Source organism: Nocardia sp. NPDC057663 (assembly GCF_042799895.1).
GTDB lineage: Bacteria > Actinomycetota > Actinomycetes > Mycobacteriales > Mycobacteriaceae > Nocardia.
This window is the reverse complement of record NZ_JBHVHX010000005.1, coordinates 55,692-79,078: the sequence shown is the minus strand read 5'-3', so window position 1 is coordinate 79,078 and position 23,387 is coordinate 55,692. Positions and strand designations below refer to the sequence as shown.

At 68.5% G+C, this 23,387-nt stretch carries 23 protein-coding genes; 7 read left to right on the top strand and 16 right to left on the bottom strand.

Annotation, left to right across the window (positions count from 1 at the left end; translation table 11 throughout):
• Window positions 1–81: 81 nt before the first annotated feature.
• Genes ACFVAV_RS13930 through ACFVAV_RS13915 form a run of 4 tightly spaced genes read right to left on the bottom strand, consistent with a single transcriptional unit; the run spans window position 82 to window position 3,906 of the window.
• Window positions 82–1,353, bottom strand: a complete 1,272-nt coding sequence (locus tag ACFVAV_RS13930; protein ID WP_379034721.1) for an NAD(P)/FAD-dependent oxidoreductase — start codon at window positions 1,351–1,353, stop codon at window positions 82–84.
• The gene (locus ACFVAV_RS13925) at window positions 1,350–1,541 is read right to left on the bottom strand and encodes a rubredoxin (RefSeq protein ID WP_379034719.1); all 192 of its coding nucleotides are present in this window, start codon (window positions 1,539–1,541) and stop codon (window positions 1,350–1,352) included. The genes ACFVAV_RS13930 and ACFVAV_RS13925 overlap by 4 nt, the downstream gene beginning before the upstream one ends.
• Window positions 1,542–1,544: 3 nt before the next feature.
• Complete coding sequence (locus ACFVAV_RS13920; protein ID WP_379034717.1) at window positions 1,545–2,393, bottom strand: mycofactocin-coupled SDR family oxidoreductase; 849 nt, start codon at window positions 2,391–2,393, stop codon at window positions 1,545–1,547.
• 49 nt (window positions 2,394–2,442) lie between these two features.
• The gene (locus ACFVAV_RS13915) at window positions 2,443–3,906 is read right to left on the bottom strand and encodes an aldehyde dehydrogenase family protein (RefSeq protein WP_379035341.1); all 1,464 of its coding nucleotides are present in this window, start codon (window positions 3,904–3,906) and stop codon (window positions 2,443–2,445) included.
• 169 nt (window positions 3,907–4,075) lie between these two features.
• Between ACFVAV_RS13915 and ACFVAV_RS13910 the strand changes: the two genes are divergently transcribed.
• From ACFVAV_RS13910 to ACFVAV_RS13890, 5 genes are all read left to right on the top strand, one after another.
• Window positions 4,076–5,296 (top strand): CaiB/BaiF CoA transferase family protein, encoded by a 1,221-nt coding sequence (locus ACFVAV_RS13910; protein WP_379034715.1) that lies wholly within the window; start codon window positions 4,076–4,078, stop codon window positions 5,294–5,296.
• On the top strand, window positions 5,293–5,451 hold the full coding sequence (locus ACFVAV_RS13905; RefSeq protein WP_379034713.1) for a DUF1059 domain-containing protein: 159 nt from the start codon (window positions 5,293–5,295) through the stop codon (window positions 5,449–5,451). Before ACFVAV_RS13910 ends, ACFVAV_RS13905 begins: the two co-directional genes overlap by 4 nt.
• Before the next feature lie 52 nt (window positions 5,452–5,503).
• A complete protein-coding gene (locus ACFVAV_RS13900) occupies window positions 5,504–6,802 on the top strand; it encodes an amidohydrolase family protein (RefSeq protein ID WP_379034711.1) in 1,299 nt (432 codons plus the stop codon).
• Between the two features lie 74 nt (window positions 6,803–6,876).
• A complete protein-coding gene (locus ACFVAV_RS13895; protein ID WP_379034709.1) occupies window positions 6,877–8,394 on the top strand; it encodes a class I adenylate-forming enzyme family protein in 1,518 nt (505 codons plus the stop codon).
• A complete protein-coding gene (locus ACFVAV_RS13890) occupies window positions 8,391–8,693 on the top strand; it encodes a hypothetical protein (protein WP_379034707.1) in 303 nt (100 codons plus the stop codon). Before ACFVAV_RS13895 ends, ACFVAV_RS13890 begins: the two co-directional genes overlap by 4 nt.
• Before the next feature lie 74 nt (window positions 8,694–8,767).
• Here the strand turns inward: ACFVAV_RS13890 and ACFVAV_RS13885 are convergent, their stop codons facing one another.
• From ACFVAV_RS13885 to ACFVAV_RS13835, 11 genes are all read right to left on the bottom strand, one after another.
• Window positions 8,768–9,385, bottom strand: a complete 618-nt coding sequence (locus ACFVAV_RS13885; RefSeq protein WP_379034705.1) for an isochorismatase family protein — start codon at window positions 9,383–9,385, stop codon at window positions 8,768–8,770.
• Window positions 9,386–9,410: 25 nt separating this feature from the next.
• Window positions 9,411–10,421, bottom strand: coding sequence for an aromatic ring-hydroxylating dioxygenase subunit alpha (locus ACFVAV_RS13880; RefSeq protein WP_379034703.1), 1,011 nt, complete (start codon window positions 10,419–10,421; stop codon window positions 9,411–9,413).
• 61 nt (window positions 10,422–10,482) lie between these two features.
• A complete protein-coding gene (locus tag ACFVAV_RS13875) occupies window positions 10,483–11,631 on the bottom strand; it encodes a thiolase family protein (protein WP_379034701.1) in 1,149 nt (382 codons plus the stop codon).
• Window positions 11,632–11,649: 18 nt separating this feature from the next.
• The gene (locus ACFVAV_RS13870; protein WP_379034699.1) at window positions 11,650–12,066 is read right to left on the bottom strand and encodes a Zn-ribbon domain-containing OB-fold protein; all 417 of its coding nucleotides are present in this window, start codon (window positions 12,064–12,066) and stop codon (window positions 11,650–11,652) included.
• Complete coding sequence (locus tag ACFVAV_RS13865) at window positions 12,066–12,980, bottom strand: alpha/beta hydrolase (protein ID WP_379034698.1); 915 nt, start codon at window positions 12,978–12,980, stop codon at window positions 12,066–12,068. Before ACFVAV_RS13865 ends, ACFVAV_RS13870 begins: the two co-directional genes overlap by 1 nt.
• Complete coding sequence (locus ACFVAV_RS13860; RefSeq protein ID WP_379034697.1) at window positions 12,977–14,641, bottom strand: zinc ribbon domain-containing protein; 1,665 nt, start codon at window positions 14,639–14,641, stop codon at window positions 12,977–12,979. Before ACFVAV_RS13860 ends, ACFVAV_RS13865 begins: the two co-directional genes overlap by 4 nt.
• Before the next feature lie 20 nt (window positions 14,642–14,661).
• Window positions 14,662–15,864, bottom strand: coding sequence for an acyl-CoA dehydrogenase family protein (locus ACFVAV_RS13855; RefSeq protein ID WP_379034695.1), 1,203 nt, complete (start codon window positions 15,862–15,864; stop codon window positions 14,662–14,664).
• A 15-nt stretch (window positions 15,865–15,879) separates the two neighbouring features.
• Window positions 15,880–16,926, bottom strand: coding sequence for an acyl-CoA dehydrogenase family protein (locus tag ACFVAV_RS13850; RefSeq protein WP_379034693.1), 1,047 nt, complete (start codon window positions 16,924–16,926; stop codon window positions 15,880–15,882).
• Window positions 16,927–16,953: 27 nt separating this feature from the next.
• The gene (locus ACFVAV_RS13845; protein WP_379034691.1) at window positions 16,954–17,793 is read right to left on the bottom strand and encodes an amidohydrolase family protein; all 840 of its coding nucleotides are present in this window, start codon (window positions 17,791–17,793) and stop codon (window positions 16,954–16,956) included.
• Window positions 17,790–19,415 carry an AMP-binding protein gene (locus tag ACFVAV_RS13840; protein ID WP_379034689.1) on the bottom strand — a complete coding sequence of 542 codons (1,626 nt, stop codon included), beginning with the start codon at window positions 19,413–19,415 and terminating at the stop codon, window positions 17,790–17,792. Before ACFVAV_RS13840 ends, ACFVAV_RS13845 begins: the two co-directional genes overlap by 4 nt.
• Window positions 19,412–19,564, bottom strand: coding sequence for a hypothetical protein (locus ACFVAV_RS13835; RefSeq protein WP_379034687.1), 153 nt, complete (start codon window positions 19,562–19,564; stop codon window positions 19,412–19,414). The genes ACFVAV_RS13840 and ACFVAV_RS13835 overlap by 4 nt, the downstream gene beginning before the upstream one ends.
• A 255-nt stretch (window positions 19,565–19,819) precedes the next feature.
• Between ACFVAV_RS13835 and ACFVAV_RS13830 the strand changes: the two genes are divergently transcribed.
• Window positions 19,820–20,629, top strand: coding sequence for an enoyl-CoA hydratase/isomerase family protein (locus tag ACFVAV_RS13830; RefSeq protein WP_379034685.1), 810 nt, complete (start codon window positions 19,820–19,822; stop codon window positions 20,627–20,629).
• Between the two features lie 45 nt (window positions 20,630–20,674).
• Entirely contained in the window at window positions 20,675–21,802 is a 1,128-nt protein-coding gene (locus ACFVAV_RS13825; protein ID WP_379034683.1) for an NDMA-dependent alcohol dehydrogenase, read from the top strand.
• Between the two features lie 50 nt (window positions 21,803–21,852).
• On the opposite strand, the gene ACFVAV_RS13820 is transcribed toward ACFVAV_RS13825, so the two are convergent.
• Window positions 21,853–23,349: an acyl-CoA carboxylase subunit beta gene (locus ACFVAV_RS13820; protein WP_379034681.1), complete on the bottom strand. Its 1,497-nt coding sequence runs from the start codon at window positions 23,347–23,349 to the stop codon at window positions 21,853–21,855.
• Window positions 23,350–23,387 lie beyond the last annotated feature (38 nt).

The window sequence follows — 23,387 nt, the reverse complement described above, 5'->3', positions numbered from 1 at the left end:
TCTCTCAACCTTCGTCTCTCTGGGCCGCACCGGGCGGTGCGGCGTTGGTCTGTTCGGTGACAGCAGTGGGGTTGCGGGGCGTCACGACGCCGCCAGTGCGCCGGTGGAACGGAGCGTCGCGGCGGCCGCCACCAGATCGAGGTCGTCGGCGCCGAGCAGGTCGCGAGGGAGCTGGGCACCGCCCCCGATCAGCTCCTGTGCGGCGCGAACATCTTTGGGCCTACCGACTCCGAGGACACCGACCAGTCGGTCCTTCTCCAGGGACAGCGCAAGGAAGGAGCCGCCGTCGACGTCACCGTGAACGACGAGTTCGTCACCGCGAGTCGGCCATCCGGTGATCTGCAGGGTGCGGCCGAACTGGCTGGTCCAGCACCACGGGACGTCGCGGTACGGCGATCCGTGACCGAGCACGCTCCGTGCCGCGGCACTGCCGTGTGCCTGGGCATGGTTCCAGTGCTCGATCCGTTCGGTCCCGCCCAGGATCGAGTTGGGGAACCGGGCAACATCTCCGGCGGCGAACACCGCAGGCGCCGAGGCCGCACAGTACTCGTCGACGACGACGCCGTCGGCGACGGCGAGCCCGGCTGCCTCGGCCAGGTCGGTCTCCGGCGCCATCCCCACTGCGACGATCACGACATCGCCACGCCAGGACCGTCCGTCCTCGGCGGACACCGTGGTCGCTCCGTCCTGGATGTACGCCGAGACGAGCCGCACTCCGGTGTACACCCCGACACCGCGATTACGGTGCAGGCGTTCGTAACTCGCCGAGATCGCCGGTGGCAGTACGCGCTCGAGCACCCGGTCGGCAGCTTCCAGCACCGTGACGTCGGCCCCGGTACCGCGCACGGCCGCGGCCACCTCCATACCGATCAAACCGCCGCCGATGACCAGCACCGACAGGGTCTCGCCGACCGGTGCGGCCGTGCCGAGCACCGGCCGCAGCGCATCGACATCAGCCAGCTGCCGCACCGTGTACGCACCGGGAACGAGGTGGTCGAGCCGTTTCGCACGGCCACCGGTCGCCAGCACCACAGCGTCGTATGCCACCTCGGACCCGTCCCCGAACTCGACACGGGCAGCATCGGTATCGACGCGGGTGGCGATCGCGGCAGTCCGTAAGTCGATGCTCATGTCCGCCCAGAAGGCCGGCTGTTCGAGCCGGGCCCGCTCCGCACCGACCGCGCCGGACAACAGTTCCTTGGACACCATCGGTCGCCGGTAGGGTTCCGCCCGTTCGGCACCGGCCAGCACGATCGACCCCGCAAACCCTTCCGTACGCAGAGTTCTGGCGGCGCTGACACCGGCGATGCCGGAGCCGACGATCACGACCTGCCCGCGGCGTGGAACCGTCACCGCGCGACCTCGATCATCTCGAAGTCGGATTTCTCCGCGCCGCAGTCCGGGCAGGTCCAGTCGTCAGGGATGTCAGCCCAGCGGGTGCCCGGAGCGATGCCGTCGTCGGGCCAGCCCAGTTCCTCGTCGTACTCCCAGCCGCAGATGACACAGCGGAAGAGTTTGTGGGCCGTGGTGGTGTTGGTCATGGTTCACTTCCCCCAGGGCACGGCCTTGACGAATCCGCCTGCGTCCACGCGGATCTGGCTGCCCGTCACGAACCGGGCGGCGTCCGAGGCCAGGAACACGACCATGTTCGAGACGTCCTGCGGCTGGATGTAGGGCACGGGCATGGCCTGCATGGCCGGGAACGCCTGCTCCGCGTCGGCGCGGGTCGGGGCGTCCTTGTCGGGGCGGAAGATCTTGTACATGCCGTCGTTGTGCAGCATGTCGGTGTCCACGTTGGTCGGGTGGACCGCGTTGACCCGGATCGATTGCTTGGCCAGCTGGATCGACAGATCGTTGACGTAGTGCGCGACGACCTGCTTGGCGAAGCTGTAGGCCGAGCCGCCGGGCCCCTGCTTGGTGGAGCTGCCCAGCTGCGCGGCCAGCGAACCGGTCGCGATGATCGAGGCGCCCGCGCCCAGGTGCGGCAGACTGGCCTGCACTACATTGAACACCCCGACCAGGTCGGTGTCGATGGTGTCCGACCACGATTGCATGCTCTGCCCGCTGCCCAGCGGCGCGATGCCCGCGTTGGCGACCACGATGTCGAGGCGGCCCAGCGCTTCCGCGCCGGCCGCGACCGCGGCCCAGACCGCGGTGCGGTCGCGCACGTCGACGATCGCCGGGTGACAGCGCCTGCCTTCCTTCTCGACCAGCCGGGCGGTCTCCTCGAGATCCTCGGGACGGGCCAGAGGGTAGGTGTTCCCCTCGAGATCCGCGCAGATGTCGAGGGCGATGATGTCAGCGCCCGCGGCGGCCAGGTTGACCGCGTGCGAGCGTCCCTGTCCCCGGGCCGCGCCCGAGATGACGGCGACTTTGTCGTCCAAACTTCCCACTGATGGCAACCTTTCAGTACTTCTACGGTGGTCGGGTGTGCTCGCGGGCTCAGTGCTGCCGCGGGAGTCGGGAGCCGATGGTCTTGGTCTCGAGGTACTGCTGGAAACCCTCGATGCCGCACTGGCGGCCGACTCCGCTGTTCTTGTAGCCGCCGAACGGCGCGTCCGCGCCGTAGAACATGCCGCCGTTGACGCCGACCGCGCCGGTGCGCAGGCGACGCGCGATCGCCATCCCGCGTTCGTCGCTGCGCGAGAGCACAGCGCCGGCCAGACCGAATGCGGTGCTGTCGGCGATGCGGACGGCCTCGTCGTCGTCGGTGAACGGGATGACGACGAGCACCGGCCCGAACACCTCCTCCTGCGCGATCGCCAGACCGGGATCCTCGGTCGCGAAGACCGTCGGGGAGAAGTAGTGCCCGCCGGCCAGGTGTCCGGGCAGATCGGTGGGTACCTCGCCGCCGGTGACCAGGCGCGCACCGTCGCGCACCGCCCGCGTGCACGCGGCGCGGACCCGATCCTGCTGTGCGGCACTGATCAACGGACCGACGAGGGTTTCCGGCAGTGCCGGATCGCCGACCGGGACCGCGGCGAAGGCCGCCGCGACTGCCTCGACCATGTCGTCGTACATCGAACGGTGCACCAGCATCCGGCTCGTCGCCGCGCAGGCCTGACCCGCGTGCACGCAGACCCCGATGGCGCTGCGCAGAGCCAGCTCCGGTTTCGCGTCGTCGAGCACGATCAGCGCCGACTTCCCGCCGAGCTCGAGGAACGTCCGCTTCATGGACGCCGCGCCCTGGCGCATGAGCAGGCGCCCCACCTCGGTCGACCCGGTGAACGAGACCAGATCGACGCGCGGATCGGTGGACAGCAGTCCGGCCACCTCGTTCGACGGCGTGGTCACGATGTTCACCACACCCGGCGGGAAGTCGGTGTGCTCGGCGATCAGCCTGCCGAGCCGGGTGGCGTTCCACGGCGTGTGCGGATCCGGTTTCAGGACAACGGTATTACCCGCCGCCAGGGCGGGGCCCAGCTTGTTGAGCACGACTTCGACGGGGAAGTTCGACGGGCAGATCGCCGCGACGACACCGACCGGTTCCTGCACCACGGTGCGCTTGTTCCGATCACCGAAGAGACCGCCGCCCGCCAGCACCCGCTCCCAGGCGAATTCGTCGATGAGCCCGGCCGGATACCGCAGCGCCTCGGCCAGTGGCCAGTCCAGTTGCGCGTTGTGGGTCGTCATGACCGGGCAGCCGACCTCGGCGACCAGCTCGGTGCGCAGCAGTTCCTTCTCCGCTTCCAGCGCGCTCTGCAGCTGTTCGAGACAGCGGCGGCGCAGCGCCCGGTCGACCGGCCAGGAACTGTGATCGAACGCCCGCCGCGCGGCGGCGATCGCCCGCGTCATGTCCGCCTCCGCCGCGGCGGCGGTGACGCCGAGCACCGACCCGGTGGCCGGGCTGTGGTTGTCGAACGTCGCGCCCGAACGCGCGCCGGTCAGCTCACCGTCGATGAGCATGCGTGACTCGGCCTGCGCGGCGGCCACCAGCCCCAGTTCCGGACTCAGTGCGGCCCGCTCGCCGACGACCTCGCTCACATTGCCTCCCGATGACCATCCTGGATGATTAACTGTAATGATTACCGTATAGTACTTCGGGACACGTATCAATCGCGGGAAAGGAGCACCGATGTCCGGATTGCTCAGTGGCGTCACGGTTGTCGAGCTGGCGTCGTGGACCTATGTGCCGAGCGCGGGCGCCGCACTGGCCGACTGGGGCGCGAACGTCATCAAGGTCGAGGACACCCGGGGCGGAGATCCCTGCCGCAACCTGACCATCGGCGGCCTCGACGGCACCGGCACCGCGGTCCAGGCCAATTTCATGATGGAACTCGGCAATCACGGCAAGCGCAGCATCGGTGTCGACATCAAATCCGAACAGGGCAGGCAGATCCTGGGCAGGCTGATCGCCGAGGCCGACGTCTTCTTGACCAACTGGCTGCCCGCCCCGCTCCAGCGCGCGGGCTTGACGGTGCCGCAGATCCGGGAGTTCAACCCGTCGGTGATCATCGCCCGCGGCAGCGGCCACGGCAGCCGCGGCCCGGAGAAGGACCGTGGAGGTTTCGACGCGGCCAGCTACCTGGCCCGCGCGGGCGTGGCCTACGCCCTGTCCCCGACCGACGCCGAGTTCCCGATGGCGCAGGGCCCGGCCTTCGGCGATCTCCAGGGCGGCATCACCCTGGCGGGTGGCGTCACCGCCGCGTTGTTCCACCGCGAGCGCACCGGCCACGCGCCGATCGTCGACAGTTCGCTGCTCGCCCAGGGCATGTGGTCGGTCGCGCCCGACATCGCCGCCGCCGACTACTACGGCATCGACCGGATTCCGGCCGGCGAAGCAGGCACGGCCCTGAACCCCGCCGTCAACCGTTACCGCACCCGCGACAACCGCTGGGTCCAGCTGGTCCTGCTGCAGGCCGACCGGTTCTGGGCCGGGTTCTGCGAGCGCATCGGCCGCCCCGACCTGGGCACCGACCCGCGCTTCACCCCGCTGGCCAACCTGGTGGTCAACCAGGAGGCCGCGACCGCCGAACTGCGCACGACCTTCGCCGAGCGCGACCTCGCCGACTGGCAGAAGGCCCTGGCCGACGAGCCGGGCGTGTGGGCCACCATCGCCAGCCCCCAGGAAGTGCTCACCGACCCCCAGGTCGCTGCCAACGGCTACCTCATGACGATGACCGACAGCGGGGGCACCGAGTACCGGACCGTCGCCGCCCCGGTCCAGTTCGACGAGACACCCGCTCCGGCCAGCCGCGCACCCGAGTACGGCGAGCACACCGAGACGATCCTGCTCGAACTCGGCCTGAGCTGGGACGACATCGTCGCCGCCAAGGACAGCGGGGCGGTCCTGTGACCGAGACCCAGAAGCGTTATCTGAGCTGCCCGTGCGGCGAGTGGCTGACCGGCGCCGATGAGAACGACCTCGTCGCGCGGGCCCAGCAGCATCTGGCCGAGCGGCATCCCGACCACAGCTACACCAGGGAACAAATCCTCTTCCTGGCCCACTAGCAGGCGGAATCCCTATAGTAAGTCTTACAGTAACTCAGTTAGGAGAGTGCTCGTGGACAAGAACGATATGATCCTGATCAGCGTCGATGACCACATCATCGAACCGCCGGACATGTTCGCCCAACACCTGCCCAAGAAGTACGTCGCCGATGCACCGCGTCTGATCCACACCCCGGACGGCGCCGATGTCTGGAAGTTCCGCGACACCGTCATCCCCAATGTCGCCCTCAATGCCGTGGCGGGGCGGCCGAAAGAGGAATACGGCCTCGAGCCCGACGGCCTCGACGAGATCCGGCCGGGCTGTTTCGACGTCCACGAGCGCATCAAGGACATGAACGCGGGCGGCATCCTGGCCTCGATGAACTTCCCCTCGTTCCCCGGCTTCGCGGGCCGGCTGTTCGCGACCGAGGATTCGGACTTCTCCCTGGCCCTGGTCCAGGCCTACAACGACTGGCATATCGACGAGTGGTGCGGCGCCTACCCCGGCCGCTTCATCCCGATGGCCCTGCCGGTGATCTGGGACGCCGAACTGTGTGCTGCCGAGGTGCGCCGGGTCGCGGCCAAGGGCGTGCATTCGCTGACCTTCAGCGAGAATCCGGCGGCGCTGGGTTACCCCAGTTTCCATGACCCGTACTGGAATCCGCTGTGGAAGGCCCTCGTCGACACCGACACCGTGCTGAGTGTGCACATCGGGTCCTCGGGCCGGCTGTCCATTCCCGCGGTCGACTCCCCGCCGGATGTGATGATCACGCTGCAGCCGCTCAACATCGTGCAGGCAGCGGCCGATCTGCTCTGGTCCCGGCCGGTCAAGGAATACCCGGACCTGAAAATCGCCCTGTCCGAGGGCGGCACGGGCTGGATCCCGTATTTCCTGGAACGGGTGGACCGCACCTTCGAGATGCACTCGACCTGGACGATGCAGGACTTCGGCGGCAAGAAGCCGTCGGAGGTGTTCCGCGACCACTTCCTCACCTGCTTCATCAGCGATCCGGTCGGTGTTCGCCTTCGGCACGAGATCGGCGTCGACAACATCTCCTGGGAGATGGACTACCCGCACAGCGACTCCATGTGGCCCGACGCTCCCGAGGTTCTCGCCGACCTGCTCGAGCAGGAACAGGTGCCCGACGACGAGATCGACAAGATCACGCATCTGAACGCGATGCGCTGGTACTCCTTCGACCCGTTCCAGCACATCCCCCGGGAACAGGCCACCGTCGGTGCCCTGCGTGCCGTTGCGGCCGACCACGACGTCAGCATCAGGTCCCGCAGCCAGCGGACCAGCTCGGCCGAGGACAAACTGGCCTCGTTCCAGGCGCAGATCAAGGCAGCCACCGCGCACACCGCGAGCTGACCGGCACGACCGCGCGCCACCCCGGACCCGGATTCGGGGTGGCCGCCTCCGCTGTGAACCGATGAGGTGAGATTTTGAGCATTTCCGTGCTACTCGAGATGGCCGCCGCCACCTGGCCCGACCACAACGCCGTCGTCGCCGACGACACCAGGGTCACCGTGGCCGAGATGAGCGAGCTGGCCGACCGCGCGGCGGGACTGATCAGCTCGGCGGGTGTGGGCCATGTCGCCTACGTCGGCACCGGCGGAATCATGCTGCCGCTGCTGCTGTTCGGGTCCGCGCGGGCGGGCCGCGCGTTCACTCCGCTGAACTACCGGCTCGGCGCGGCCGCACTGCGGGAGCTCATCGAGCGGCTCCCCACCCCACTGGTCGTCGCCGACGACGAATACGCCGACATCGTCGCGGGAACCGGCAAGCAGGTCATCGGCTCCGCGCTGTTCTGCGCTGCGGTCCGCACCGCGTCCGGCGACACCACGATCACCGAGCCAGCGCCCGAGGAGACGGCGGTCCTGCTGTTCACCTCGGGCACGACCGCCCAGCCCAAAGCGGTGGAACTCACCCACGCCAACCTGACGAGCTACGTCATGGGCACCGTCGAATTCGGCTCTGCCGCACCGACGGACGCGGCCCTGGTCTGCGTCCCGCCATACCACATCGCCGGTGTCGGTGCCGCACTGTCGAATCTCTATGCCGGCCGAACCACGGTGTACCTGCGGCAGTTCGACGCGCAGCGCTGGATCACGCTGGTCCGCGAGGAAGCCGTCACCAACGCGACGGTGGTGCCGACGATGCTCGACCGGATCGTCACCGCCCTGCGCGCGGCGCCCGGGACCGGGCTGCCGAGCTTGCGCACGCTCGCCTACGGTGGTTCCCGGGCGCCGCTCCCGCTGGTACGCGCGACCCTCGAACTGCTGCCGGAGGTCGGTCTCGTCAATGCCTACGGGCTCACCGAGACCAGTTCGACCATCGCGGTCTCGACACCGGAGGACCACCGGATCGCCTTCACAGCAACCGATCCCGCGATCGCCCGCAGGCTCGGTTCGGTCGGACGGGCGGTGCCCGGCATCGAACTGGAGATCCGGGCCGAGGACGGAACCGTCCTGCCGCCCGACGAGATCGGCGAGCTCTTCGTCCGGGGCCCACAGGTATCCGGGGTCTATCGTGGCATCGGCTCGGTGCTCGACGACGACGGGTGGTTCCCGACCAGGGACCTGGCCGCGGTCGACGCCGACGGCTATCTGTTCATCGGTGGGCGCTCCGACGACACCATCATCCGCGGCGGGGAGAACATCGCCCCGGCCGAGCTCGAGGATGTGCTGGTCGAGCATCCCGAGGTGGCACAGGTGGCCGTCGTCGGTCTACCGGACCAGCAGTGGGGCCAGATCCTGGTCGCCGTCGTCGTGCCCGTCCCCGGCGCGGCGCCGGACCCGGAGCAGCTGCGCGACCATGTCCGCGCGAATCTGCGCGGCTCCCGCACCCCGGACCGGGTCGTCTTCCGTACCGACCTCCCGACCAACCCCACAGGCAAGATCCTGCGGCGCGATCTCGTCGACGAGCTCTGCGCCGTGTCCACCACACGAGGAGCATTGTGATCACCAGCGGAACCCGCCTCGAAAGCCAGGTCTGCGACACCCAGGTCATCGTCATCAAAGCCACCAACGCCATTCAGGGCTTGCGGTGCGGTGGCACACCCATGGTGACCCTGGGGACGGCCAAGGACACACAGGCAGTCATCGACCCGGATTTCGCCGGCGGGACCGCCGTGGGCAAGCGGTACGTACACGCCACCGGCGCCGAGATCCTGGTCACCCGGGCGGGTATGGGCACCCTCGACGTGGATGCTGTGCCCCTGGATCTCAAGGAAGCCAAGCAACTTCCGTCCAGCGACTGAGCGGCGCACGAAACATCAACGGCGCTCCTGCACGAGAGGCAGGAGCGCCGTTGATGTTTCGTGGGCCGACCGCGTCAGCGCCAGACGGCCATCAGTTCGTCGGTCGTGGTGATCGTGGCGATCATCGACAGTGTGTTGTCGATCATCGCCGCACCGTATTCCCGGGGGATGCCGGCCACGGCGTCGCGGGGCACCACCACGTCGTAGGCGGCGTTGACCGCGTCCATCACCAGATTCGGGATGGCCACGTTCAGCGAGACGCCCACCGCCACGACGGTTGTCACCCCGAGGTTCCGCAGCACCGCGTCGAGATCGGTGCCGCCCATGGGACCGAGCCCGTGTCTGCGCCGCAGCACCAGATCACGCGGCTCGGGCCCGAATTCGGGCAGCAGCGCGGTGGCCTCGGTGTCCGGATCCAGGGGCACTCCGCGCGTGCCGAGGGCGAACAGCTTCGCGTTGTGGCTGGAGCCGAGCCCGTCGGGTCGACGCCAGACCAGGCAGTGCACCACGTGCACGCCGGCGGCCCTGGCCGCCGGGAGCAGTGCGCCGATGGCGGGCAACGCGGTGTCGCGGGCCTCCTCGGCCAGCGCGCGCAGCCCGGCCGACGCACCGACCACCGCACCCTGGAGTTCCTGGGTGACGATGGCGGTGCGGCCGGGCGCCACGAGCTCGGCCAGGGACCTACGCGTCATACCCGGACCTGCCCGCACAGCGCCGTCATGTCCGCACCGGCGCGTCCACAGGCGGCACGTCGTAGAACTGCGTCGCCCACTTACGCAGGGAGAGATACGGTTTGGCGTCCTTGGGCGAAAGCGGCGGGTGCTCCACGTACTTCTGGTACCGCCAGATGCTCAGGTCCTCCCAGACCGTGACCAGGAACTGTTTCTCCACCCGCGCCCGGACTTCCGGTGGCGGAACATCGGATTCGTCACCCGGATTGCGCGGCCACCAGATCGAATAGAACAGGTCCGAGGATTCGTCGTCGACCGGTGTGGTGGCGAAGATCAGCCGATGCCGGGACGAGCCCTCGAACGCGCTGATCGAACCACCGAGACCGAACATCTGCGCGTGGATCTTCAGCGCCATCTTGTTCGGATCGTCGCTGCGCGCGTCGGGCCAGCCGGTCAAGAACGACCAGGTGTGATCGACGGCGCTGTAGTCGAGCATCTGCGGGGTGACGGTCGCACCGTGGACATACTCGAAATGCAGGCTGTCCGGTCCGTTTTCGAGCACGACCTGCGGATGCACCGGCTCGCGTTCGGTCTTGCTGGAGAACTCCGGATAGGGCCGGTAGTAGTCGGCGGGATCGGATCCCAGTTCCGGGAACATGCGCAGGATATCGGGCATCTCCCAGGATGGTGCTTGCCCTTCGGGGTGGTGCCACATGAAGACACACCCATTCTGCTCGTTCACCGGGTACACCCGCAGTTTCAGGCCGCGGTTGACCCGGTTCTCCCCGGGGATGTGCCTGTTAGTGCCGTCCGGACCCCACCGCCAGCCGTGGAACGGGCACTCGACGCAGTCACCGACGACTTTGCCGCCGTGGCCGAGGTGCGCGCCCAGGTGCCGGCAATGACCGGTGAGTATGTGCAGTTCACCGGCCTCATCGCGATAGGCGACGAGGTCTTCGCCGAAATAGTGCAGCGGCCGCGCCTCCCCCTGCGGGAATTCGGCCGACCAGCCGACCATGAACCAGCCGGTGACTTTCCAGGTGAAGGGGACTTTCACGGGGGACCTCCTGTGTCGGATGTTGTCCTCGGATATTCACTACAGCGCACGGCAGGCCCGCTCAGGTCGTCACGATGGTCGCGCCCGCGGTGCCGGGCGCACCGTAGAGCAGCGCGAATCCGGCCTTCGGTCCACCGGCGACCTGACGCTCTCCCGCGGTGCCGCGCAACTGCAGCACCAGCTCGTGCAGCTGGCGCATACCCGAAGCGCCGATCGGTTCCCCGTTCGCGATGAGCCCGCCGTCGGTGTTCACCGGCAGCGTTCCGGAGATCTCGGTCGCCCCCTCGGCGATCAGCCGTTCCTGCTCACCGTCGGCACAGAAACCCGCCTCGGCCATGTGGATGACCTCCGCGCCCGCATCGGTGTCCTGCAACTGGACCACATCGATGTCGGCCGGTGCGATCCCGGCTCGCTCGAACGCCGCGCGGGCGGCATACACCGACGGCGAAACGTCCTCCTGCACCGGCGCATAGGTGGTATTGACCTCGTAGGCACCGTAAGTCCGGGTGCGCACCTCGACCGCCCGGACATAGATCGGCGTACTGGTGAACCGGTGCGCGATATCGGCGCGGCACATGATCACCGCGGCGGCGCCCTCGTCCGGCGCGCAGAACATGTAGTGGGTCAGGGGATAGTTCAGCATGGGCGCGGCGAGGATGTCGGCCTCGGCGACCGGCTTGCGGCGGAAGGCATTCGGGTTGAGCACGCCGTTGCGGTAGTTCTTGGCGGCCACCTTCGCGAGGGTGTCCACCGAGATGCCGTGGTCGTGGAGGTAGCGGTTGGCCTTCATCCCGAAGAACTGGGTGGTCAGGTACTGACCGTTCTCGCCATACCATTTCGGCATCCCGACCAGGGTGGGGTCGACGGTGAACGCACCGCGCGGATGTTTGTCCATGCCGATCGCGATGCCTATGTCGTATTTGCCGAGCCGGATGGCGTCCGCACAGGCCTCGGTGGCCGACGCCGAGGTCGCACACGCGTTGAACACGTTGGTGAACGGAATACCGGTCAGGCCCATCAGCGACACGATCGCATCGGGGTTGGCGACCTCCCAGCTGCCGCCCACCGCGAATTGTATGTCCCGCCACTCGAGGCCTGCATCGGCCAGGGCCGCGCGGATCGCGTCGGTCCCCATCTGCATGGCGGTCTTGCCGGGAAAGCGACCGAACGGGTGCATACCCACACCGATGATCGCGACATCGTTGGTCATCTCAGAAGTTCCTGTCCGTCAGGCGGGCTGGAAGGCGAAGGTGAATACCTCGTTGCCTTCGGAGTCGGTGCCGAGGGGGATGCTGGTCAGCACGACGCTCATCCCGAATGTCAACGTCGCCGGATCGTTCTCGGTGAGCCGCCCTTCGATCCGGATGATGTCGCCGAGCTGGACCAGCCCGACCCCGAACGGCACGAATGTCTCCGCGGTCTCGTCGCCGAGATACGGTGCGCCGGGGAGGAATCCCTGCGTGGTCCAGGCGACGAGTGTGCCCGTGCGTGGCAACGTGATCGGCTCGATCGCGGGCTTGCTGCAGCGCGGGCACAGGTCCTGGATCGGGAACACCGAGGCGCCGCAGTCGCCGCACGATCCGGCGATCAGCTGGAAGTCCGGCTCCGGCCAGGTGGAGATCTCGGGGGCGATCATTCTCTGCATCAGTCGTTCCTCTTCGTCGAATTCGTCACCAGGTCTCCGGCTCGCACCGCGCACTCCTCGACGAAGGCCAGCAGGCCGAGGTGATAGCCCGCGGCGCCGAAGCCGACGCTCATGTTGTGGCCACATCCGGCCTGTTCGTGGTTCACGACCCGGGGCGCCTCGGTGAACAGGGCGCCCAGCGCGCCCACCGCGACGGGATCGGTCCGCCACACCCGTTCGTGCTCGGCGTGGGTCAGCCGCACCGGGACCCGCACCTGTTCGGCCAGCACCGGGAAGTCGGTCGGCCACTCCTGCACGACCACGGTTTCGTACCTCGGTGTGGCCGAGGACAGGGACCGGCCGCCGAACACTTCGGGTGGGTAGCCGTCCGGCGGGCTCCACAGCAGGTCCCGGATGCCGCCGGGGCGCCGGGTGCGGTGGATTTCCTCGATGACCCGGATGGCCGCGGGCTGCTTGTCCACGCCGGTGCCTGCCAGTTCGAGGCCGAGCAGGTCGTTGCCACGGGGGTCGGCGGCCATCCGTGCCGCCAGATCGCAGCCGGCCGAGTGGCCCATCACGAAGGCACCCGCGCCGCGCGGACTTGTGCCGAGCAGTGCGTCGATCGCGGCGAAGGTCGCGTCGACCCGATGCTGAGGCGTGTCGAAGGTTCGATCCCAGGGCGCCGATTCGCCGTAGCCCGGTCGGTCGAGCGCGATCACGGTGAATCCCAGCCGCGCACCGAGCTGGAGCAGCGACAACCACGGCCGGTCCGGCAGGTCGAAGTACTGGGCGGTGGTGGCACCACCGTGCAGGGCGACCACCACCGCACGTGGCTCGGCAACCTCGGCGCACAGGGCCGAGAACCGCATGCCTCCCACGTCGACCGTGCGTGCGGTCACCGGACCGGTGGTGGCCGGACCGTTCTCGATACTCATGTGTCCCTCCGCAACAACATCACTCCGCTGGGGGTCAGTCCCCCGCTGCTGACGACCGCCACGCGGGCGCCCGGTATCTGTCTCCGGCCCGCCTGCCCGCGCAATTGGGTCACCGCTTCATGGATCAGGCCCATGCCGTGGGTGCGCCCGTGCGAGAGCTGACCACCGTGGGTGTTGAGCGGCAGGATGCCGTCACGGGCGATGTTCGTGCCGCCGTTCAGGAAGTCCTTCGCCTCGCCGATGCCGCAGAAGCCCAGGGCTTCGATCCAGGACAGGCAGTTGAAGGTGAAGCCGTCGTAGAGTTCGGCGACGTCGACATCGTCGGGCCGCAGGTCGGTGCGAGACCATAGGTGCGCGGCTTGGCCGAGCACCTGTGGTTCGTGGGTGAGGGTGCTCTGATCCCATTCCAGGCGCTCGGCGATCTGCGTACCGACCGCTTCGACCAGGACGGGCGGCTGTGCCAGATCGGCCACGGTGTCGCGCGCGGAGACGACCACGGCCACGGCGCCGTCGCAGGGTACGTCGCAGTCGTAGAGACCGAACGGGGTGGTGACCAGGCGCGCGGACAGGTAGTCGTCCATGGTCAGCGGATCCCGGTAGATCGCACTCGGGTCGAGGGCCGCGTTGGCGCGCTGGTTGAGCGCGATCCAGCCCAGGGTCTCGCGGTCGGTGCCGTAGCGGTGGAAGTGCCGTTGCGCGGTCTGCGCCAGCAGGTGCGCGGCCGACACGGCGCCGAAGGGCACCAGCCAGGGATCGGTGATGCCGCCCGACGGGGTGATCCGCCCGGTGCGCACGAGTTCGCCGTAGCTCGACTCCCAGACCGTGCGGAAGCACAGGACATGCCGGGCCAGGCCACCGGCGACGGCGAGCATGGCCGCGATCACCGATCCGCCGGGACCGAAGGTTTCCGCGCCACCGTTGTGCCAGGTCGGATACAGGCCCAGCGCCGATTCCAGCGCGGTGACACCGCCCTCGCCGAACGGCCCGAAGTCGCCGGAGCCGGGGTAGGTCGACAATCCATCGATATCGTCGAAGGACAATCCCGCGTCCTGCACCGCCGCCCGGCATGCCTGCACTGTCAACGACATCGGGTCGGCCAGGAGCCTTCGGCCGATCGTGGACCGGCCGACGCCGGTGATCGCGACCCGGTCCTCGAACTTCGTCCTGGTCACCGGCCCACGGATCCGCTCACGCAGCCGTGCCGGTTCCACCGGATCCGTGGGTAGCTCCGAAAGCGGTTCCGCTGCCACTGGATCCGCCGGCCGGAACAGTGGCAGCCAACTCCGGCCCGCCTGGTGGAATTCCACGATCATCCGCTGTCCCAGTACGAGATCGGCCGGGTCGGCGCCGATCACGTTGGTGGTCAGCCGAACCCGGTCGTCCTCGGCGATCGCGACCTGGGCGACCACGTACGGCGCGGGCAGACCGGGCACCGAGAAGCGGTGGTTGACGGTGAATCCGATCAGCGTGGCGTAGCCGGAGACCGCGTGAATGTCGAAGTCCTCACCCCGGCAGTACCGGCACACCGGCCGCGGTGGGTGAACGAGTGCGGCGCACGACCGGCACTGCCGGAAGCGCAGCCGGCCGTCGGCGCCGGAGGCCCAATAGAATTCGGTCTCCGGCGTCGTCGGTGGTGGCAGCCGCTGGGTGTCCTCGGCCACGGGTGCTCCCTCCGAGCCGGTCAGCTCGCCGTGGCTTTCGGCGTGGCGAGCGGTGCGTAGGTGGGCCTGCCGAGTCCGAGGACGTGCTGGGCGATCATGTTGCGGAACACCTCGAGGGTGCCGCCGTAGATGCCGCACAGCGGCGCCCACCGGAAGATGTATTCCATGCCGCCGTCGTCGGCCGCGCCCTCGGTGCCGATCGGCAGCGCGGCGGCGGGCCCGAGAATGTCCATCAGGTCCGGGGAGATGTCGCGCATGGTCTGGGCGATGGCCACCCGGCCGAACATGTGCGGCGCGGACAGGGCCGCTTCCATCCGGGCGATGCTGCGGCCCAGCCGCAAGGCCACCGACCGGTCGTCGAGCAGCCGCTGCCCGCCGGGCCCTGGCTGCGCCGCGATCTCGGTGACCCGGTCGACCGAGGTCGCCATCATGGTGCCCTGGTGGACGAGGATCGACACATCCTGCAGTCCGTCGGCATCGGCGTCGACCACGCCGTGCTCGGTGCTGAGCGGGCCCATCAGCACCGACCAGCCCTCGTTGACCGCGCCGAGGCGGTACTTGTCGTCGACCCGGACATCGCTGTAGTACACGATGTTCGTGCGGTCACCGTCGACCGTCTTGATGCCCTGGATCTCGATGCCCGGAGTGTTCAGCGGCACCAGAAACATGGTGAGGCTCTTGTGTTTACGCGCTTCGGGATCGGTGTTGGTGATGAGGAAGACGTACTGGCAGTTGTGCGCGCCGGTGGTGAACATCTTCGAGCCGTTGATCACCCATTGGTCGCCGTCGCGCACCGCCCGGGTCTTGCACATGGCGACATCGGATCCGCCCTCGGGTTCGGTATAGCCCAGGCACAGCCGGATCTCGCCGCGCTCCAGACCCGGTAGCACTTCGGCCTGCAGTTCCGCGGAGCCGTGCGAGCGCACCGAGGTGGCCACGATGGCGGTGGTGCCCCAGGTGACCCAGGGGATGTGCACCCGCCGCTTCTCCAGGTCCCACAGGCGCCTGCGCAGCCTGCCGAGTCCACCGTCGCTCTCGCCGGCGAGTTCGGCGGCCAGCCAGCCGGCCGCGCCCAGGGCCAGGTGCACGCCCTCGTCGAAGTTGTCGCCGGTCTCGCGGTCCCGGCGCCGCACCTCGTCGGTGACGTGGGTGGCGAGGAATTCCCTTGCCCCGTCGAGGAATTCCTGATCCTCGCTGGACAGTTCGACGCGTGAGAAATCCATGTTCGTACTCCGTTTCTAGGCGGTCGCCGCGGCGAAGAGTTCGGCGACCTGCACCGCGCTGGCTCCGAGGTCACCGGCGGCCAGCGGCCAGCCCCTGGCCCGGAGGAGGTAGGACGAGGCCGCCGATTCCTCCGACACCCCGAGACCGCCCTGGACGTGTGTCGCTGTGGTGGCCGCTTTGGGCGCCGCTTCGGCGATGTAGACGAAGGCCGCGGCGGGCAGACCGGGCTGCACCGTGGGTTCGTGTTCGAGGAACCAGGCCGCGCGCCGGGTCAGGTTGCGGGCGGCGTGGACGGTGATCGCGATATCGGCCAGCGGGTGTGAGATGCCCTGCAGGGTCGAGATCGGCACGCCCATCGTGTAACGGGTGGTGGCGAACTCCGCGGCGATGCGCAAGGTCTCCTCGACGAGCCCGACGAGGGCGGCCGCGGTGAGTACCCGCCATTCGTCCAGGGCGCGATCGTATTCGGCCAGGGCCGCGGCCCCCTCGGCCAGCACCGTCCGATGGTCGGCCGCGGCGGGATCCACCCACGCCATCGGCAGTTTGCCGATATTGGCGACCGGCGCAGGCCGGGTGTCGAAGCCCAGCTCCACGATCTCCGCACCGTCGCGCACGATGATCCGGTCGGCCGCGGCGGCGGCGCCGACGAGTCGCCGTCCGCTCGCGGAATCGACGCGGGTGTCGAGCGCGACCAGGCGCTTGCCCTCGACGACGGCGCTGCCGGCCGCACCGGTCAGCGCGCCGAGCCGGGCGAGCAGCCGGGCGGCGCAGACGTGGTCGATCCAGGGCACCGGGGCGAGTGCACGGCCGAGTTCCTCGGCGACCAGCGACAGGTCGACCAGGGTCGCGCCGTCACCACCGGCGGATTCGGGCAGTGCCATCGTGGTGGCGCCGGTGGCGCACAGCTGTTCCCACAGGTTCTTGTCGAAGCCGGATTCCTCGGCGGCCCGGACGGTGTCGAGCGGACTCCGCGAGCGGAAGAACTTCGCGTAGACGGCCTGGAGTTCGGTCTGGTCGGCGGACAGCGAGTAGTCCTGCCTGCGCAATTCGTAACGGTCCATTGTGGTTTGCTCCTGATTTCGCCTGCGTCAGCTGCTGACGGGCCGGTCGCCGAAGAAGAATTCCTGGGCGTTGTTGTAGAGGTAGTTGTCGACCACGTCCTCGGGCAGATCCAGCGCCAGTGCCTCGGGCACCACCCGGCGCATGGCCAGGACCGGCCAGTCCGATCCGAAGATCACCTTGTTCTTGCCCCGGGTCCGCATGAAGTGGATGAGGCTGTCCGGCAGGCGTTTCGGTGACCAGGCCGAAGTCATCAAGCGCAGATTCTCGTATTTGAGGAGCAACCGGATGGCGGTGTCCCACCAGGGGTCGGCGCCGTGGATCATGCACAGCCGCAACTCCGGAAACTGGTAGCACACGCGATCGAGGTAGATCGGGTTCTGTACTTCACCGGGAATCGGCGGACCCGGAATGCCCGTGTTCATGCACAGCGGCAGACCCATTTCCGCGCATTTGTAGTAGAGCGGGTAGTACACCGCGTCGGTGGGCGGATACCGGCCGTCACCCCAGAAGCTGGCACCGATGGTGGTGTAGCTGACGGGCAGATCGCGCACGAGCGCGGACAGTTCCCGCAGGGACGGGACCGGGTAGAGCAGGTCGACTCCGTTGACCGCCAGGGAGAATCGGTCCGGTCGCTGCTCGACGAATTTCAGTGCGGTCGTCGACGGCTTGACCATCGAGTACATCAGCACCGCCTTCTCGACACCCTGTTCGTCCATCTCCCCGACAAGGGCGTCGAGTTCGACCGGGGCGTACATCGAGCTGCCGCCCTTGAAGTAGTTGTCGCGGACCTCGAGCATCCAGGAGGGTTGCTCCCGTTCGCCGAAATGCACATTGACCAGGCAGTCGTTGACCTTGCGTTTGCTCATGCTCCGATTCCTTCCGCGGCCGCGTCGGCCGCCCGCTGCATGGCCCACCGGTAGTCCGGTTTTCCGTTGCCCAGCCGCCGGATCTCCTCGACGAAGATCACCGCCTTGGGGACCTTGAATCCGGCCAGGCGCGACCGGCACAGGGCGCGCAACGCCGCTGCGATGTCCTCACCCGGGGTATCCGTGCACGCCAGTGCGACCACTTCGTTTCCCCAGGTGGCACTGGGTCTTCCGACGACCAGCGCGTCGTGGATGTCGGGGTGGGCGCGCAGGACTTCCTCGACTTCCTCGACGAACACCTTTTCGCCACCGGTGTTCACGACCAGGGCGTCGCGCCCGAGCAGTCGCAGGGTCCCGTCGGCGTCGACCGTGGCCCGGTCGCCGGGCACCGCGGTGCGGACGCCGTCGATCTCGGGGAAGGTGCGTTCGGTGGCCTCGCGGTCCTGGAAGTAACCCAGCGGCACCCGGCCGGTCCGGGCCGCCCAGCCGACCTCGGTCTCGCCCGGCGTCAGGAAGCGGGTGCGGTCGTGGGACACCGCGGTGCCGCCGGGCATGGGGGCGAAGGTGTCGACCTCGTTGCCGCGGGTGCTGCGGCCGAAGCCCATTCCCCCAGTTTCGGAGGAGCCGTAGCCTTCGACGATGTAGGCGTGGGGCAGCAACTCGAGCAGGTCGTGCCGGTGCACCGGGTTCGTCGCCGCGCCGCCCGTGCCGATCGCCAGCAGTGCCGACAGGTCGTAGTCGCCGGCGCGCAACGCGCGAACCAGCGGCCCGGCGTAGGCGTCACCGACGATGGTCATGAGCGCGGCCCGCTCGGCCTCGGCGATCTGCAAGGCACGGGCGGCGTCGAAGCGCTCGCGGTCGTCGTAGAGCACCACGGTCTGCCCGGCCAGCAGGCCCGCGAACGAGGTCCAGATCCCGGCCGCATGCGACAGCGGTGACACCGCGAACCACACATGCCCGGTCATCCGCGCCAGCTGGTGCAGCCCGTCCGGCACTTCGTGATCGGCGCCGTTCATGGACGAGACGTACATGTCGCCCTGCCGCCAGAGCACACCCTTGGGCCTGCCGGTGGTCCCGCCGGTGCACAGCATGACCAGGTCGTCGGGCGAGGTCTCGATCACCGGTTCAGGACGGCCGACGGTCACCGCGTTCTCGTACCCGGTCGCGCCGGCGATCTCGGGGATCCGGCTGCCGTCCTCGACCGAGAGCAGCAGGTCGACCCCCTCGGGCATCGCCTCGGCGACGACGGGTCCGAACGAGCGGTGGTAGACGATGCCGCGGGGCCGCAGGTAGGCCAGCAGGTCGCGGATCTCGTGGACGGTGTAGTGGTGGTTGATATTGACCGGTACCACACGGGCTTTCAGGCAGCCCAGCATCACATCGAGGTACTGGTCGTTGCGCATGATCAGCGCGATCCGGTCCTGACCGCAATCCCACCGGTCGAGCTCGGCCCGTTCGGTGTGCAGGCCGAACCCCCGGCCGGCCAGGAAGTTCGCGAACCGGCGGGTGCGCAGCGCCGTGTCACCGAAGCTACGGCGCCGTTCGCCACAGACCGTGGCCGTGCGGTCGGGTACCGCCGCGGCGATCTCGTCGAAGACCGCGCTGATCGACCACTCGCTCACCGCAGCGCTCCGCTGCCGGGACCGCAGAATGCGGCGATGTCGGTGTCGTCCGGCACGGCCTGGGGAGAACGCCCGTCGAAGGTGACGGCGTCGAGCGGCTCGTAGAACTGGTTGCCGACATCGATCGCCGAACAGCTGAGCGCGGTCATCAACATCCTCTCGTGTCACTGGGGTCGCTTCGACATGCGGGCGCCGTCGTGCGGCCACCGGTGCCGATCCACCGCGGCCCGGTGGCCGTACGGCGCACCGCAGCTCGAATAGATATGACTACTGTATACGTAACAGTAGGGTTGAAAGCAAGGAATTCGTACGCAACCGCGAACATCCTCCAGACAGAACGGTATCGTTTACAGTATCTACGACGGTAACTCGGTCGTCGATGATCGGAAGGTGGCACGCAGTTGGTGAGCGAAGATGAGGACACCGCGGGCAGGATCGACGTCACCCGCGACGGGCCGGTACTGCGCCTGACCCTGCATCGGCGCACCCGGCGTAATGCCCTGTCCCCCGGCATGATCGATACCCTGACCGCGGCGCTGACCGATGCCGCCACCGACGAGGAGCTGAGGGTCATCCACCTCAGCGGCGCGGGCGAACACTTCTGCGCCGGTGTCGACTGGGTCTCGACCAACGACTCCGGACGCAGGCCGCCCGCCGGCGATCTGGTCCGCCGGATCCCCCACACCGCCCACCGTGTGATCGAGCTCCTGCACGCCGGCCACCTGCCCGTGGTATGCACCGTGCGGGGATGGGCGGCCGGGCTCGGGTGCAATCTGGCCCTCGCCGCCGACTTCACCCTCGCCGACACCGACGCGGTGTTCTGGGAACCCTTCCTGCCGCGCGGGTTCAGCCCGGATTCCGGTGCCACCTGGTTGCTGCCCCGGCTCGTCGGGCTCGCCAGGGCGAAACGCATGCTCCTGCTCGGGGAGAAAGTCACCGCCACCGACGCCGCGGACTGGGGCCTGATCCATGCCACCACCGCACCCGCCGACCTCGACCGCGCCACCTCCGAGCTGCTCGACCGGCTGGCGAAAGCACCCACGGTCGCACTGGGCCTGGCCAAGCAGGCCGTCCACCGCAATCTCGGCACCGGGCTCCCCGAGGCCATGGACAACGAGCTCTACGCGCTCGAACTCGCTTGCCGTACCGCTGATTTCAAGGAAGGTCTGGCCGCGTTCCGGCAGCGCCGCGCCCCGGACTTCCATGGCCGTTGACCCGGCCGCCAGCACGTCCCAGCTCGAGACAACGAAGAAGGTCCGATGAAAACCAAAGGCGCACTGATCCGGGACCGGCACCAGGCGTGGTCGATCGAGGATATCGAGATCGGCGACCCGCGGTCTGGTGAAGTCAAGATCAGGATGGAGACGGCCGGATTGTGCGATGCCGACCATCATCTGGCGACCGGGGATCTGAGCCTGGCCGGGTTCCCCGTCCTGGGCGGCCACGAAGGTGCGGGCGTCGTCGTGGAGGTCGGCGAGGGCGTCGACGATCTGCGGGTCGGCGATCACGTCGCGATGTCGTTCGTGCCCTCCTGCGGTACCTGCCCGCCATGCCTGGCCGGGTTGTGCAATCTGTGTGACCTCGGAGCAGGCCTGCTCGGTGGTGCCGCGGTCGCCGACGGCAGCTTCCGGGTCACCGCCGGTGGCCGCGATGTGTATCCGATGGCTCTGGTCGGGGCGTTCGCACCCTATGCCGTGGTGCACCGCGCCTCGGTGGTCAAGATCGACCCCTCCATCCCGTTCGAGATCGCCTGTCTCGTCGGCTGCGGCATCACCACCGGCTACGGATCGGCGGTGCACACCGCGCGGATCCAGCCGGGTGACGATGTCGCCATCGTCGGCTTGGCCGGGGCCGGTGCGTCCACGCTGCAAGGCGCGGTGCTGTCGGGCGCGGGTCGGGTGTTCGTCATCGATCCGGTCGCCTGGAAACGCGAGCAGGCCGAGAAGCTCGGCGCCACCGGCGTTTTCCCCGATATCGCCACCGCGACCACAGCCATCACGGACGCGACCGCGGGACGCATGTGTCACAAAGTGATCGCGTCGATGAGCCGCCGCGACGGCCACGATCTGGAGGCGTGGCTGAACCTGACCGCACGAACGGGCACCTGTGTACTCACCGCCATGGGCCCCACCATGGCCGGCGAGGCTCCCCTCACGTTGTCGATGCGCGCCTTGCTGCAGAAGAACATCCAGGCCACCCTGTTCGGCGGTGGCAACCCCCATGAGGACATCCTCGAGGTGCTCGCGCTGCACAAACTCGGCGACCTGGACCTCGACGCGGCGGGCACCAAGGAATACCGACTCGACCAGATCAACGAGGCGTACGCGGAGATCCACCGCACCCCCGGACTGCGCGGCATCATCCGGTTCACCGACTCCGATCACTGAACCACCGACGAGGGGCCGGGCAGCTGCCCGGCCCCTCGTCGTCGCCCGGTTCAGGGCAGGATGACGGTGCGCCCGACCGGCTGGGCCGCCGCCTGCCGGGCGTAGATGCCACGCTGCAGCGACCGCAGCAAGGTGTTGCGCGTCTCCTCCGGCCGGATGAGCTCGTCGAAGCCCATGTGCTCGGCCGAATGGTACGACGCCGTCAACTCCATCTCGCGCAGTTCGGCGGCGAGTTCCTCCTCGGCATTCGAGGCATTGCTCAGCGCGGCCGCGCTCATCGCCCCCATCGTCGCTCCGGGGTAGGCGAATGTGCCCGCCTGGCCGTCGAATCCGATCAGCGACATCACCATCGAGCCGAATCCGTAGGCTTTGCGCAACGTCACGTGCAGTTTCAGCGTGGTCGCCGCGGTCTGCGCGACGAACATCCGCGCGCCGCTGCGCAACACACCTTCCCGTTCGGACTCGCTGCCGGGCAGCATTCCCGGGTTGTCGGCGAGGAAGATGATCGGCAGATGGAAGGAGTCGGCGACCATGATGAAATGCGCAGCCTTGTCCGCGGCGTCGGCATCGATCGACCCGGCCAGCACCTGCGGCTGATTGGCGACCACGGCGACCGGATGACCGCCCAGGTGCGCCAGCGCGCAGATGACGGCGGTCCCGTGGCCGGGCTGGACCTCGAACCAGTCGGTGTCGTCGAAGACCACGTCGAGCACGGCCCGCATGTCGTAGGAGTTGCGGTTGTCCCGGGAGACGATGCGCAGGAGTTCCGGTGTCGCACGGGGTTCCGTCGATTCGTCGGCCAGGTAGACCGGCGGGTAGGACCATGCGCTCGGCGGGAAGTACGACAGGTAGCGGCGGATCTCGTCGAGGACCTCTTCGTCGGTCTCGCCGACGTTGTGGACGACCCCGCTGGGAATCGCCACATCCGGGCCACCCAGATCCTCCTTCGAGACGTCCTCGCCGGTCGACATCTTCACCACCGGCGGACCCGCGGTGAAGATCGCGCCCTGCCTGCTCATGATCGCGAAGTCGGCCACGGGCGCGATGAGCGCACCGTGGCCGGCCGAGGGGCCGAGGACCGCGGTGACCACCGGTACCTTGCCCGAACACTGGGCCTGGGCAAGCAGATCGGTCGGCGTGCGGCCGTAGTGGTCGCCGGTGGGCCGGAAACCCGCGCCTTCCAGCAGCATCACCAGTGGCACCCGGTCGCGCACCGCGAGTTCGGCCAGCCGGTAGCGCTTGGCATTGCTACCGGGGGCGATGGTGCCCGCGAGAGTGGTGAAGTCCTCGGCGCCGACCATGACCGGTACGCCGTTGATCAGGCCCGAGCCGGCCACGATCGCGTCGGCGGCGACCGCGCCGCCGACCAGGGTGCCGAATTCCTGGAAGGTACCCGGGTCGAGCAACCGCTCGATCCGGGCCCGCGCGTCGAGTTTGCCCTTGCCGCGATGCTTGGCGACGCGCTCGGGGCCGCCCATCTCGAGCACACGGGTGCGCCGCCGCTCGAGATCGTCGAGGGTCTCGTCCCAGGTATCGGCATGGTTCATTTCGGGCCTGTCTTCTGTGATGAGCGTGCCGCAGCCGG